The organism is Chitinophaga filiformis (assembly GCF_900102545.1).
Taxonomy (GTDB): Bacteria; Bacteroidota; Bacteroidia; order Chitinophagales; family Chitinophagaceae; genus Chitinophaga; species Chitinophaga filiformis.
Genome location: NZ_FNBN01000001.1, coordinates 317253 through 330991 on the forward strand (window position 1 = coordinate 317253; position 13739 = coordinate 330991).

General features: G+C 44.1%; 16 protein-coding genes. 9 read left to right on the top strand and 7 right to left on the bottom strand.

Going from position 1 to position 13739, the window contains the following annotated elements:
* Nucleotides 1–209: 209 nt before the first annotated feature.
* Complete coding sequence (locus tag BLR32_RS01335; RefSeq protein ID WP_143011323.1) at nucleotides 210–503, top strand: hypothetical protein; 294 nt, start codon at nucleotides 210–212, stop codon at nucleotides 501–503.
* A 106-nt stretch (nucleotides 504–609) separates the two neighbouring features.
* Nucleotides 610–1275, top strand: coding sequence for a hypothetical protein (locus BLR32_RS01340; protein WP_089828441.1), 666 nt, complete (start codon nucleotides 610–612; stop codon nucleotides 1273–1275).
* 181 nt (nucleotides 1276–1456) lie between these two features.
* On the opposite strand, the gene BLR32_RS01345 is transcribed toward BLR32_RS01340, so the two are convergent.
* Nucleotides 1457–1903 carry a lipocalin-like domain-containing protein gene (locus BLR32_RS01345; RefSeq protein ID WP_089828442.1) on the bottom strand — a complete coding sequence of 149 codons (447 nt, stop codon included), beginning with the start codon at nucleotides 1901–1903 and terminating at the stop codon, nucleotides 1457–1459.
* Nucleotides 1904–2089: 186 nt separating this feature from the next.
* Here BLR32_RS01345 and BLR32_RS01350 point away from each other — a divergent pair, with 186 nt between their 5' ends.
* The 3 genes from BLR32_RS01350 (at nucleotide 2090) to BLR32_RS01360 (ending at nucleotide 4134) form a co-directional block, all read left to right on the top strand.
* Complete coding sequence (locus tag BLR32_RS01350; RefSeq protein ID WP_089828443.1) at nucleotides 2090–2932, top strand: hypothetical protein; 843 nt, start codon at nucleotides 2090–2092, stop codon at nucleotides 2930–2932.
* A 72-nt stretch (nucleotides 2933–3004) separates the two neighbouring features.
* Complete coding sequence (locus BLR32_RS01355) at nucleotides 3005–3538, top strand: RNA polymerase sigma factor (protein ID WP_089828444.1); 534 nt, start codon at nucleotides 3005–3007, stop codon at nucleotides 3536–3538.
* The gene (locus BLR32_RS01360; RefSeq protein WP_089828445.1) at nucleotides 3538–4134 is read left to right on the top strand and encodes a hypothetical protein; all 597 of its coding nucleotides are present in this window, start codon (nucleotides 3538–3540) and stop codon (nucleotides 4132–4134) included. Before BLR32_RS01355 ends, BLR32_RS01360 begins: the two co-directional genes overlap by 1 nt.
* A gap of 102 nt (nucleotides 4135–4236) precedes the next feature.
* On the opposite strand, the gene BLR32_RS01365 is transcribed toward BLR32_RS01360, so the two are convergent.
* The 6 genes from BLR32_RS01365 to BLR32_RS01390 form a co-directional block, all read right to left on the bottom strand.
* The gene (locus BLR32_RS01365; protein ID WP_176842122.1) at nucleotides 4237–7308 is read right to left on the bottom strand and encodes a PQQ-dependent sugar dehydrogenase; all 3072 of its coding nucleotides are present in this window, start codon (nucleotides 7306–7308) and stop codon (nucleotides 4237–4239) included.
* Nucleotides 7309–7714: 406 nt separating this feature from the next.
* Nucleotides 7715–8431: a ribose 5-phosphate isomerase A gene (gene rpiA / locus BLR32_RS01370; RefSeq protein WP_089828447.1), complete on the bottom strand. Its 717-nt coding sequence runs from the start codon at nucleotides 8429–8431 to the stop codon at nucleotides 7715–7717.
* A gap of 29 nt (nucleotides 8432–8460) precedes the next feature.
* On the bottom strand, nucleotides 8461–9042 hold the full coding sequence (locus BLR32_RS01375; protein ID WP_089828448.1) for a YdeI/OmpD-associated family protein: 582 nt from the start codon (nucleotides 9040–9042) through the stop codon (nucleotides 8461–8463).
* A gap of 5 nt (nucleotides 9043–9047) precedes the next feature.
* Nucleotides 9048–9461, bottom strand: coding sequence for a DUF1761 domain-containing protein (locus BLR32_RS01380; protein WP_089828449.1), 414 nt, complete (start codon nucleotides 9459–9461; stop codon nucleotides 9048–9050).
* 80 nt (nucleotides 9462–9541) lie between these two features.
* Nucleotides 9542–10234: a helix-turn-helix transcriptional regulator gene (locus tag BLR32_RS01385; protein ID WP_089828450.1), complete on the bottom strand. Its 693-nt coding sequence runs from the start codon at nucleotides 10232–10234 to the stop codon at nucleotides 9542–9544.
* A 34-nt stretch (nucleotides 10235–10268) separates the two neighbouring features.
* A complete protein-coding gene (locus tag BLR32_RS01390) occupies nucleotides 10269–11174 on the bottom strand; it encodes an SDR family NAD(P)-dependent oxidoreductase (RefSeq protein ID WP_089828451.1) in 906 nt (301 codons plus the stop codon).
* Nucleotides 11175–11522: 348 nt separating this feature from the next.
* Here BLR32_RS01390 and BLR32_RS33910 point away from each other — a divergent pair, with 348 nt between their 5' ends.
* From BLR32_RS33910 to BLR32_RS01405, 4 genes are all read left to right on the top strand, one after another.
* A complete protein-coding gene (locus BLR32_RS33910; protein ID WP_176842123.1) occupies nucleotides 11523–11693 on the top strand; it encodes a hypothetical protein in 171 nt (56 codons plus the stop codon).
* Between the two features lie 92 nt (nucleotides 11694–11785).
* Nucleotides 11786–12793 (top strand): bestrophin family protein, encoded by a 1008-nt coding sequence (locus BLR32_RS01395; RefSeq protein ID WP_089828452.1) that lies wholly within the window; start codon nucleotides 11786–11788, stop codon nucleotides 12791–12793.
* Nucleotides 12794–12871: 78 nt separating this feature from the next.
* The gene (locus tag BLR32_RS01400) at nucleotides 12872–13330 is read left to right on the top strand and encodes a carboxymuconolactone decarboxylase family protein (RefSeq protein WP_089828453.1); all 459 of its coding nucleotides are present in this window, start codon (nucleotides 12872–12874) and stop codon (nucleotides 13328–13330) included.
* 34 nt (nucleotides 13331–13364) lie between these two features.
* Complete coding sequence (locus BLR32_RS01405) at nucleotides 13365–13706, top strand: YciI family protein (RefSeq protein ID WP_089828454.1); 342 nt, start codon at nucleotides 13365–13367, stop codon at nucleotides 13704–13706.
* Nucleotides 13707–13739 lie beyond the last annotated feature (33 nt).

Genomic DNA, 13739 nt, shown 5'->3' on the forward strand with positions numbered 1-13739 from the left:
TAACAAATAATTCGTCTTATGGAAAATCATCGGGTTTTTATCTATAGATAAAGACCTGGTACATGATGAAAAAAGGGAATAAATATTACCTATGGCCTGTTTACATTTGGACAATATCGTTACTGCTATTGGGGTTTTGCATTTTGCAGGTCTTATATACAAAACCACTCCGCTACAGAACGATCGATGTCATATTGTTTACAGAAAGAATGGAAAAGCTCTACAAAAAAATATATACCAAACCCTACACAAGGTTACGAAACTATCAGGAAATCCATTTTACCGGCGAGAAAAAAACAGATGATATAAAATTAGCATTCGCACGTATTCGTATTAACGAAATCATTAAACAGCGAGATACATTACAGGGAATACACTTTAGTTTTGGAGATAGTTCCAAATTTACTAATCTTATTCAGACGCTAGACATTCTATATCAGGAAAGAGCTGAACGCTATATTATTGATAACGGCGAAATCTGGTTCTTTGAAGATATCAGATAATTCAATAGGACCGGTTAAGCAAGTATAGGCCTTACCTTATGCTGTTGTCTCTAAAATATTAATTAATATTATCATAAATACATACCTTGTAAAAAATAAAGAAGTAATGAGCTGGGATAGAAAATATCATTTCTTTCTTCTGTTTGGAGATACAACCAACGAACAAGCGCCATGGAACAATAAAGTATGGAAAGAAAATATTCAACCCCAACTCGATTTTCTATTAAAGCACTCCTCTTTCTATAAAAAAACCGGACTAGGAACAATTCAATATATCCCCAAGCCTAATTCTCAATACTTTGAAACGCTTAAGTTAGGCAAGTTAACATGGAATGAAAGTTCCCATGATAAATGGACTATTACTACAATAGATCCTCATCGCCGGTTTCATAGCATAGACATATGGACCCCCTCCCGGGGTACGTGTGCGAAATTAGGCTCTGCTCCCGATATCTATTTCAGCATCAGCAATGAAAGGTTAGCATATAATCTGGAACATGTCGAATTTGAATGGTTTGCAGTATTAGCTGTAGCAGTAGATGTTCAATGTGATATCAAGAACATTGTCTTTGACTTATCAAAGACAATGCTTGCAAAGAAGACTGTATCTATTGAAAGAGGTTGGTTACAACAAATTCAACATACTCAGTGGCGGTTTATCAATGGCATTCAAGATACTGTCTCACACGGCATTTATATGGAAGGCCCACGCAATCTGCACAAGATACCCTTTCAAAACCTACAGTTTGCTCCATTTTGGGAAGCCAACTAGAGGCATAAAACGCCAAAAGTTAATCTTGCAGATACAGCGAAGATGAAGATTTATTTATACACCCTAGATCTGGTAGGAAAGCGACTGGTAATAGCACCGTAAACTCAAACTGCATTCAACTACGCAACAAAACCTTGCAGAAACAACTCCTGCAAGGTTTTATAATTTCTTTGAATACAGGTTATTGTTTCACCAGTGTATATGTCATCCTATCCCCCTGCGTAATCCCATTCTCTACATAACAGATCAAAGTCTTACAATCATAACTGGTAATAATGCCATGCTGCAGTACACCATTTATGTTAATGGTATGCCCCTCCACATCCCAGGTACCCTTTTCTACTTCATGTGACGAACAAACAGTACCGGCGTCTCTGTTTTCATAATTACCATCGTTTCCCAGCACCAGGATATTGTCCTTTTCGCAATCTTCCATATACTGCAGGTAGTTCACAGGCTGCGCTGATGCGCTCTGCTTATATTCTAAAGCGGTAAGCTTATAAGATCCGGTAAGGTTAGCCTTACTGATTTCGCAACCGGACGGTTTATCCTCATCTTTTTTACAGGAGAAAAACATGCTGGCAGATACCATTACCATTAAAGTCCATTTCATAGATGTTGTTTTCATACATTTTCGCTTAAGTGAATATTATTGGTTTTAACAGTAGTACCCCCTGCTGAGGACAAAGGGTTGGGGAAATAGTAAAAAATATTTTTTTGGGGGATACCCAACCCTTCTAAAAAAAATGGGGTATTGCTATTAGTACCGGTTTATACCGAAGTGCAGAGATTTCAAAAATTAGTAGTTATTTTAATGAATAAAGAGAACGGTATCAAGATGAAGTATGCAGCGTTAATGCTCGGTCTAGTTTGTGTGACAGCCTGCGGTACGGCCATGAAGCTGGCGGTACCTGAAAAATTCAAGGAACAGGCTACCATGCAACATGTACATGGCTCCAGGGGGAATAAAATGTCATTTGCCAATATCACCACCTCGAAAATAAAAAGGGGGATACATATTAAGTATCCGGGTTGGGGTCGCAGCTTTTTCCTGGAAAACCTGTTATGGAACCGGGCAGGGATCTCAAAATCTGAGGTAGTTGAAAAGGAAAAAGCGGGATTCCGGTATGCGCTGACAGATGGAAAGACAACAGTACAGGTGTATGCTGCTGAAAAGCAGATCATCAAAACACATGATTTTGAAATGCCGAACTCTCCCGCTATCTTTAAAAGTTTCGAGATTTTACAGCATTATGAATATATATTCTCAGCCCTCATCAGTGCAGATACAACGCAGAGCGTTAGCTGGGAACTGATGATGACCAATCTGTATGACCGGGCGTCTGAAGGCGACAACAATCCTTTCACTTTTATCAAACAGGCAGATAACGGACTGGCAACCAATGGCACAGACACGATCATTATAAAGCCCTTAAGCATCAAGAAAACAGAACTGGCTAATGGTAAAACAGGTCAATTGCCGTTTAAACTGCTATCAGGGTATGAGCTGAGCATCGATGGTGGTGTGATCGCGATCATTGACCTGATTGACCAGAACGTATGGTTTTACAATGAACTGACTGCTGAGGAAAAATTAAATGTTAGCGCCATTACAACAGCGCTCTTAGCCAGGAAAGTGCATGATACGAAATGGTGATCGGCAGATTGGAAAAGAGATGAACGGGAGTATTATAATGTGAGAAATTGAAGTAAACGGAGTAATTAACAACTGGAGCAGGATCTAAGTAATATTATCATTGATTGTCGCAATGGCAATAGGAAAGCGCAGGAGCAACTATACCGGCAGCTTTATGGCTTTGCAATGGCTATTGCGATGCGTTATGCTGTTGATGAACATGAGGCTGCGGATATCCTGACCCATGCCTTCGTGAAAATGTTTCGGAGTATCCAGTCGTTCGATGTAACCAAAGGGAACTTCCACGGCTGGCTGAAAAAGATCATCATCAATGAGTCATTGGATCTTATCAAACAACGCAGTCGCTTCAGTAGCGTGGAACTGGAAACAATGGAGGAACCATCTGTCAATAACAGTGTCATCGAAAAAACAGATGCTGCCGCAATACTGGCACTGGTGAGACGGCTGCCACCTGCTACGCATGCCGTCTTTGTCTTGTATGCCATTGACGGCTACACCCACAGAGAAATTGCGGAACAATTGAACATCAGTGAGGGTACCAGCAAATGGCATTTAAGTGAGGCAAGAAAAATTCTCCAACAAAAATTAACAGCAATAAAAACTTAGTGAATACTCCCACACCATACGAAAAATTAATAGCAGAAAAGCTGGACCAGGTGCCTGTTCCCGATATGGCGGACAGTATCTGGGCTAGTATTGAAATGCAGTTGGATGTGGATGCAAACACCCCAGATAATACTTCTACGCCTAAAAAAGCTACAAAATTCAAGGGTAAGGGCTGGTATGGTGCAGCTGGTGCGGCAACTATTGCCGTTGCACTGTGGTGGTTTACCAACCATAAAGATCCGATACCTGAAAAAGGAACACCGGCACCACCTCCGCCGACAATTGAAGTACCGATAACAATTCCTGACAGCACATCAGAGAAGCCTGTTGAAAGGAAACCAATTGTTCCTGTCCCCCGGGAAAAGAACACGGCGCCCGTTATTGATATACCCCCTGTTGTTCCGGAATTTGATTCCACTACCTGGCAAGTCCTGCCACCGGCTAAACCGGATTCACAGGTTGAGAGATACCGTCGCGCGTTTCCCCCTGCCGTTGATTCCGTCAATACCCGCCCGATTAAAAAAAGCAGGGGTGTAAAAGGTATTACAGAAGACGATTACCGGCTATCTGTCGACTCGACCCATAAACCGAAATAATATTGATCACTGCCACTTGAAAAATGGAAACCCGCTCTCAGATGGAGCGGGTTTCCTGTTTTTATGCTGCTTTTCCGTTGACTAAAGGCTCATGAAAAGACCTTACTCCCTGATAATTTTCACACTGCTTACTTTACCATTATGCACCAGTTTTACCAGGTACATACCTGCCGGCAATGCACCCGCAGATACTGTTCTCGTATATGTTCCCGCTGTAAGCTGTCCGTTTACAGGTACCAGCAATTGTTTGCCACTCATATCATATATGGCCAGCGTAGTGCGTCCATTTGATGGCAGGTTGAATTTCACCGTAAAGGTGGCGCCGGCAGGATTAGGATATACAGTCAATGCCGACAGGCTAGTTGTCTTGCTGGCAGCAAAGCTTGCAGTTGTTTTAATTTTCACCTCCGCATAGCTGTTCCACGCATTTACGTTGTTACCATGTCCGAGGATCCGTATATACTTCGCAGCTTTTGCAGCGAAGCTGAAGCTCTCAAAGCTGAGTGAAGTACCACTACTTTGCAGGCCGGTAGCTGCATTACTCCAACCGGTACCATCCTGACTTACCAGCACATCAAATAGCGCACGGCGGGTATCGCCTTTATAAAATGCGATATCCACACCTGTGACAGTAGCAGTGCTACCCAGGCAGAACTGTATCCACTGCCCGTCTCCACTTGCTGACCAACGGGTATTGAGATCGTTGTCAATTGCATTGGCTGCCACATTTCCGTCGTCGCTGCTCGCAGCAACGGGAACACAGTTTGGATCGCCTATAGAATCAGCAATGATAGTAAGCTGCGGCGTATTGGCGCCCGCCTCTTTTGCATTCAGCAATATACGCGGATCGTGTGCCTGCTGGCTTTTCAGTGCCAGTGTTATTTTCTTCCTGCCAGCGGCCAATTCACGCTGTACGTAACTGGTTACATCCCATGTGTAATATTTTGCCGTTCCATTTGTAAGTACGGCAGACGATAAAAGCGTGGTATCTGCAGCTGGTTTATTATTCCAGGTAATCGTCTTTTCAGACCAGGTAGTGTTGCTTACCGCGTAGACGCCCACCGGTACACTAATGGCCGTAGTACCATCCACATTACCATATACTTTCAGTACCACAGATGATACGGCGCTTGCTCTGTTGGTCAGATCAAAGGTAAGATAGGACTCGCGGGCATTATTCGACTGTCCGGCAGGAGCTACTTTCGTAATAAGCAGTGTGGAATCGGTAACACCGAACGTAGTTGCTGCATTAGATCCATCTCTTACATATGCATCCTGTACGGGCGACAGGTTGATTGTAGCGGGCGCTATTTTAAATATTGCCACGAAGGTAGTATCATTATCAGTGATCCTAATATTCTGCACTCTTGCGCCTCCATGTGCCCAATGATCGAAAACATAGGTTACGCCGTTAAGCGTTTGCGGCGAAGGAGCATCCATTGCCCTGACCATACCGGATAAAGTCGGTGAGGAGTACGGTGTGGTAAAAGGAATATCATTGAGACGGAGCTGCAAACCTGCAGGTTCTGTTTTCAGCGTTATATTGGATGTAACAGGGAACAGTTCCACATAAGTGGTATCCGCCTCTCCCCTGCTATCTTTTACGGAAAGGTAGATACGATACCAGATGTCTGTTTCCGTATGCCCTTCATCTGAAATAATAAAAGTGCCTGCTTTGATACTGTCGCGCAATTCCGGCCCCGGGTGAATATGATTCGCATGATGGAAATCTACCCACCAGTTAAACACATTGGCCGGAAGATTGCCATCTTCTGCATCAGTACCAGTGCCTGCAAATGAAACGGTATCGCCGGCACGGAACTTGGCATTGTTGGCAGGTGCCGTAATCGTAGCTACAGGTAAAACATTAGGTTTGGCCACAGTCAGTTTTGCACTACTGCTGGTGGCACTGCCGGCACTGTTGGTCACTACTACACTGTAAAGACCTGAATCTGCCGGTTGTACATTCGTAATCGAATAACTGGCTGCTGTTGCATTAGTGATATTGGTTCCATTCTTTCGCCACTGGTAGGTAGGTGCAGGATTGCCGGTAGCTATTACGCTAAAGGTAGCAGTTTGCCCCTGAGGTACGGTAATGGATTGTGGTTGTGTAGTAATCGCAGCCGCCTGTGTACCTGTGTAAATAAGTTTGTAGAGCGCACCATTATCCCTGCTAAGGAAATAAAGGTTTCCGTCAATACCCTGTTTAATGTAAACAAGTCCGCCGCCCAGGCCAGTAGCAAAAGCCGTTCTTGCAGGAGACGCAGGATTCAGGTAGTTGATCCATCCGCCGCAATAGTCCAGGAAGAAATATTTACCATTGTAGGTAGCAGGATAATTGCTGATTGCCCCATTGAAGAATGTGCCACCATTGATAGCACAACCTTGTCCGTCGGGAGGAGTGCCGTCCCTGTTGGTGCTATACCTGTAAACCGGATTCGTTAGGCCGGTACAGTTAGATGAGCAGTTACCTTCCTGATCGGGCCATCCAAAGTTGCGGCCACTGGTAGTAGCATCGTTGATCTCTTCCCAGGTGGACTCACCCACGTCATTGATAAAGATCTTGCCGCTTACGGGATCAATAGCATTCGTAAACGGGTTTCGCAGGCCATATGCCCAGACACGGCTACGGGCGGCGCCGCCGCTAAAGGGATTTCCCGAAGGTACCGTACCATCAGTATTGATACGTAATAGCTTTCCCATATAGCTATCGAGGTTCTTAGCATTATCGCCGACTTTATTATCGCCTACTGATACATATAACTTACCATCGTTGCCGAAAGATAAGCCGCCTCCATTGTGATAGATAGCACTCAATGTAGGCAGGTCCAGTAATGCTGTTTCAGCGCCAGCAACATCGCCTGTCATGGTAAAACGACTCACCCGGTTATGTGGGCCGGACGTGTTGGTATAATACAGGTAGATGTAATGATTGGTGTTGAAGTTGGGATCTACAGCAATCCCTATCAGACCTCGTTCGCCACTGGCATTGACAGAAAGTGTGATAGCTGGTGTGGATAATAAACTACCGTTCTTAATAACACGCAACTGGCCTGTTTCCTGGCATACAAGAATACGGCCATCAGGAAGAAATGCCAGGGCAGCAGGACTGCTAAGACCACTGACCACCTGTACCCGCTGAAAATTGGCCGGTAGTGATTGTCCTCGGGACAAAGGCGATAAAAATAATAAGCATAACAATAATAGTAAGCTTGCAACAGTGTACATTTTTTCCATAATAGTTTTTTGAGGGGAGGTTCTCATAACGAAATTTTAAGGATAAAGACTAGGGTTATATATACAGAATATAGGGAACAAAGCATGTCACAACACGTTGCTACATGTGTTTTCCTAATAATATAGGTTACAATTATCTCTACCGGGATTTATGGGTTATCTGCTACTTTACTGAAGTTATGCAAACGTTTGCTACAAAAGGCATACTATTTTCACATTTCTCAATACTATATTTTATGCGCTTAATTTATGTAAGGTAGGAAGGCTCCATTGTCACTGATACATGGTATTACGACAACGGCCTTCAGGTCCTGCGATCTGAAGGCCGTTGTCCCGGATAAGGCTACACCGGATATATGTTCTTTACGCCATCCTCTCCTGATACTACCGCCTGATGTGCCATTCCGCGGAACAAGGAATGCTCTACCACTCCCGGGATCATTTTCACCTGGATATCCAGTTCTGTTGGATCAGGGAATACGTCGAAATACAGGTCAGCCAGCATATTGCCATTATCAGATATCGCTGCACCGATCTTTTCAGTGCTCATACGCTGGATAAATCTTGTTCCAGGGAACAACTCTCCCAACCTCCTGCTTACTATGCTCAATGCCTGTGGCAGGAATTCTATTGCTACAGGAAATTTCGGATTTAGTGTTGCCTGATATTTACCGGCATCTCCCAACAGTATAAACCTGTCTGCCGCCGATGCCAGCAGCTTTTCCATGGTATGAATGCCACCACCGCTTTTCAATGCATTCAGCTGCCTGTCGAATACATCACAACCATCAAAATAGACATCAATCCTGCTGATAAACGAAGGAGCCACCAGTCTGAATCCTTTGGCGTGTAATAGCACGCTGGTCTCAAATGAGGAGCTGGTAAGCGTCAATGACTGCATCAACTTCGGATCTTCAGCAAGCAGTTCCGCCAGATAAGCGATCGTTTTGCCGCCACCTAATCCAATTGTTTGTCCGGCGCTGATTATCGACATAGCAGCTTTTGCCGCTTCCTGTTTGTGGTCTGTCATCCGTGGTAATATTTCAATAATATTACTCATTTTTTCTCAGCAGACCAATGTGGTTCAGCTCATCTGAACTGCTTAGGCTTCAACTGTTGCCCGGCAAGTTCCACTATTTCGGCAATTCTCTTTTGCCTGGTTTCTGGTCGCTTTGCCAGCACAAGCCATTGTAAAATGCTTTTCTTAACAGACTTGCTTAAACCCACAAAATAAGCCTTTGCACCGGCATGAGACCTGAATGCTTTTTCAAGGTCTTTAGGTATTTTCAATTCTTCCACATCATCTAAAATAGACCAGGAACCATTTCGCTTTGCCACTTCGATGCTTTCGTAGCCCGCTTGTGTCATAAGTCCTTCTTCTATTAAGCGCTGCACCTTTCCCTTGTTGATCTTCGACCAGACGCTATTGGCTTTTCGCCGGGTGAAGAACTGCATAAATTTCTCATCGTCAAGCGGCCTTGCCGTACTGTCTATCCATCCGAAGCAAAGTGCTTCATCTACTGCATCGCTCCAGGTGATAGTAGCAGTATTTGCTTTCTTTTTGTAATAGACTAACCAGATGGATTGCTGTGTACTGTGATGCTTCTGCAACCACTGCCGCCATTGCTGCCGGTTTGCCGGGCAAAAAGTTGTGATAGCCTTATCCTGCATAATGCTTATTTCATAATAACCAGTATAATACTCACGAAGCAGATGCCTACCAAATGATAGGTGCCACTGATAACTCCATAAAGGATAGGACGGGGAATATTCGGGTTGATCGCAATGTTCACTGTATTGGCAAACAGATATCCGATACCTACCAGTAATGAAAATTTCAAAGCACTGCCAAAAGACTGAACATCCAGCGCATAGATCAGCACCGCGCTCGCCACTGTAATGACAAGAGAGCACAAGGCGGGTCCCACGATGAAAATTGGTTTGTTGGGCAACGTTTCATTTTCACGGCCCAAAGAGCGCCTGTAAGGCTTGTTAAAGAATAAAGTGAACCATAAGGCGCCGAGTATAAAATACCCTGCAAATGCTACTAAAACACTGATCCAGTTCAGATTGGCTAATTGACTAATCATACGAAAATTACTTTTTTTGTTGATGTCGCAAAGCTATAACCGGTGGTATGACAGCCTTATGTCAGGGGTCAAAAAAGAATTTAATAATAACGGTCAAAATATTCCTGTAAGGTCATATTATGGGGAGTAAACTTCTCGCTCAGGATATGCAGTTTATTAATCCTGTCGAGCCGGAAGTACCGGAACTCATTACGGGTGCGGCACCAGGCTACCAGCAACCAGTTCCCCTGTGTACTTAACAATGCAAAAGGCTCAATCAGCCTGGTGGATGTTTGCCCGGCTTCATTGGTATACTCAATTTGGGTCAGGTTAAAATTGGTAAGTGCAAACTGTAATTCTGATAGATTATTACTATTTCTTTCGCTGTTAATGTTTTGATCGAAACGGGTCCTTTCGGCAAGCAGGTTGGCTTTGTCTCTTACATGATACCCTAATACCGCTTTGATCTTATCGATCGCTTCCATATAATCTTTGACGAATGAAGCGTCTTTATTCTTCAGGACCAGTTGCTCTGCCAGGATCAGGGCGTTTGCCTGGCTTTCAGTAAACATTACCGGAGGAATTCTGTACCCCTGCATTAAGGTATACCCTTTTCCTTCTTCTGTCAGCACCGGTACACCCGCCTGTTCCAGTGCCTTTATATCCCTGTAAATAGTCCGGATACTAACCGAAAATTTATCTGCCAGCTCTGTTGCTGTCAACAGGCGCTTTGTCTGCAATTGGATCAGAATAGCGGTCAGCCTGGAAAGTCGTTTAGTGTCGGTATCACTCATGTTGATCTCAGCAATATTTTATTTTCCTAACCCATTAAGTTCCCGCTTTAGCGTAGAGAGAGGTTACTGTTCTTCTGGGTAGTGCCCGTAAAAGTACAGAAATAACTTTGCTAAGGGTTCCTGGTACAATTATCAACCGCCCTTTTAATGTCTTCTTTACTGCTATTTCGCCTACTCTTTTGGGGCTCACCGCCATTTTCTTACCAAACCAGCCAAATCTCTTTTCCGTTTCCCGCCTCACTTCCGGTTTAGTAAAAACAGGCCCGGGACAAAGACAACTGACACTGATATGCTTCTTCTTTAACTGATAACGTAATGAATAGCTGAAAAAGATAACGGCAGACTTTGTAGCGGAGTATAGGTTTTTTATTGGAATAGGCGCAAAGCCCGCCATACTGGCAACATTCAAAATATAGGAAGGGGCATTTTTCTCCAGTAAAGGAAGCAATGTAAGGCTCAGCGCCATCATGGATTCAACATTCAGTCTCACCATATAACGTAGCGTATCTAACGAGGTTAATAAATAATCTCTGGGGCCGCCATGCCCCGCTACATTGGCAAGTACCTTCAGATGAATATTCCGGTCAATGCACCATTTTGCAATTTCAGTGGCCGATTCTTCCCGGCTCAGATCATGTACTAATATTTCGACATGAATTGAATACGCTGATTCAAGCTTATTCTTTGCTGCCTGTAAACTATCAAGATGCCTCGCAATCAGGATCAGGTTATACTTCCGTTTGGCTAAAGCTTCTGCAAGCGCGTAGCCAATGCCCTTGCTACCACCGGCAATTAAAGCATATGGGCGGGAGCTGTCGGGGCTAGCTACTGAAGTATCTATATCATCCGGCAAAAGGGAAGTTTCCGCGAAATCACATGACTGGGCATATCCATCCAATACACTAAAAAGAATAAAAATCAGCATGACTACTTTTTTCATAACGGAATATTTTCCTGATAATGTTTAATAAATGGTAAATGAACAAAAGCGACGTGTGAGAGAAGGGCCCATTCAAAAACGGGAGGAATGCTACTAATAAATTAAGAACTGGAAACAGTGTACCTTTGAGTTTCAATGTAAGTTAAGTCAAACCAAAGAAACTTACTCCAATGTGAGACTTCACTGTTAAACGCGAAAAGACTCACTATATACCGCGGAAATATCCGCCCATTCACGATATACAGTGAACCGCGCACTATCCAACCCTACACAAAAACATAATAATCAACCAGTTAACCACATGGCACATCGATTGTAAATCTTTACCAATCACCTAAACTACAAGTTATGATAGCACTTACCCAAATCTTCCAAAAGCTTTTTCCTCAAAAAGAACACCCGGTAATACTGGTACAAACGGCGCTGGAGACAGTACATGAAGAGAATTCCGCAGAGGGATCCGAATTTCTGGATGACCTTATCAGGGAGGAAGAGATGCCTGACGGTGAAACAGCATAACCGGATGCCCGGGCTTCATTAAAGAGTTACTGGTATTCCTCAAAGACAGCAGGAAAAAGAATTACAACTGACAACAGAACACATCAGGCTTTATGCACGTTGGCAAATCCTATAAATTATCCGACTTTCTCATCTGGACAAGGCGAAAGTTATATATACTGATCCTCCTGGGTACCCTGCCGGTAGTACTTTACCATGTATTGGGGATAAAATGGCTGGTAGTTCCCTGGACGGTTGTATCACTACTGGGGACCGCCACTGCCTTCATCGTGGGCTTTAAGAATACCCAGACATACAACCGTACCTGGCATGGGCATGAGATCTGGGGTAATATTGACAGCAGCAGCAGAGCATGGGGCATTATGTGCCGGGATTATCTGCAGGATGCAACGAAAATCCAGCTACTTCTCCAACGTCATTTTGCGTGGCTGGCGGTCCTGCGTTATCATTTACGGGAGGAACGTGTATGGGAAGTGGCAGACAACCGTCCTAACGCAGAATACCAAAAATATTACACTATTCCCGAGCGGCAAACAACCCTTGAAGAAGAGCTGTCGAAATATTTATCTGCTGAGGAACAGGTCTATATTTCTGGTGTGCGAAATAAGGCATCACAGCTACTGGCATTACAAAACAAGACCGTAAAAGATATTTATGACGAGCAAACACTCATCCCCCTCCAGTTCCAGGAAATGCAACGAAGCCTGAATACGCTTTACAGTCTGCAGGGCCAATGCGAGGCCATCAAGGAAACGCCCTATCCCAGGCAGTACTCAATCATCCATACCCTCTTTGTCCGGATATTCTGTGTGCTGCTTCCCTTCGGCATGCTGCAGGAGTTCGACAAACTGGATAACCTTGTGACAGGCATGATGAAAGGACATATGATCTGGCTGGTAATTCCTTTCAGTGTCCTTATTTCCTGGATGTACACCTCACTGGAGCAGGTAGGGGAAAGCACCGAGAATCCCTTCGAAGGCAGCCCTAATGACGTTCCGATCTCACAGATCTGCCGGAATATTGAGATAGATCTCCGGGAGATGATGGGTGAAAAGGAACTACCTCCTCCAATAAAAGCGCAGAACGACATTCTTGTATAAAAAGTAAAAAAAATCAACCGGGATTTGTCCAATAAGCCAAAACCGATTGTCATTAGTACATAACAAAAACCTAGTAAAATGAAACAGAGGATTAATTTTTATGAAAAAGGGCAGGGCGCTTTAAAGACGCTCTTTAACATTGGGGCGTATATCAAGAAGTCCTCCCTGGAAGAAGGATTAATAGCACTGGTTGACTTCCGCGTATCCCAGATCAATAGCTGCGCTTATTGCCTGGATATGCATTCAAAAGATGCCCGCGCTCACGGCGAAACTGAGCAACGCTTATATAGTGTAAGCGCATGGCGCGAAACACCGTATTTTACCCCAAGAGAAAGGGCGGCGCTGGCATGGGCTGAAGCCGTTACTGCCTGCGTGGTACCTGACGAGGTGTATGCACAGGTGAAGGATCACTTCACTGAAGAAGAGCTTGTTGACCTGACACTGGCTATTTCCTCCATTAATACATGGAATCGCTTTAATATTGCATTTCCAATGCCTGATGCTGTAGGTACATACAGAGTAGGTCAATTTGGTTGATGTAATATTACTGACATACTAAACCCACATTTATATGAATGAATTCTTATTAGTGTTTCGACGGGATTTCAAAACGAAAGAAATTCAACCTTCACCAGAGGAATTCCAGACACATCTGCGCCGCTGGCGGGACTGGTTACGCAGTCTGGAGTCGGAAGAAAAGCTGGCCAGGGCACCGCAACCCTGGGAAGCCAAAGGGGTGGTACTGAAACACGATAAGAGTGTAACGGATGGACCCTATGCCGAGATTAAAGAATCCCTCGGTGGTTTTATTATCATAAAGGCCGCCAACTATGAGGAAGCAGTGGAAATAGCAAAAGGGGCGCCCATCCTCGACCTGGGAGGTACTGTGGAGATACGTATGGCAGTGATTTAATACTGTTCAGCACAACAAATAAAAATGCCTTCT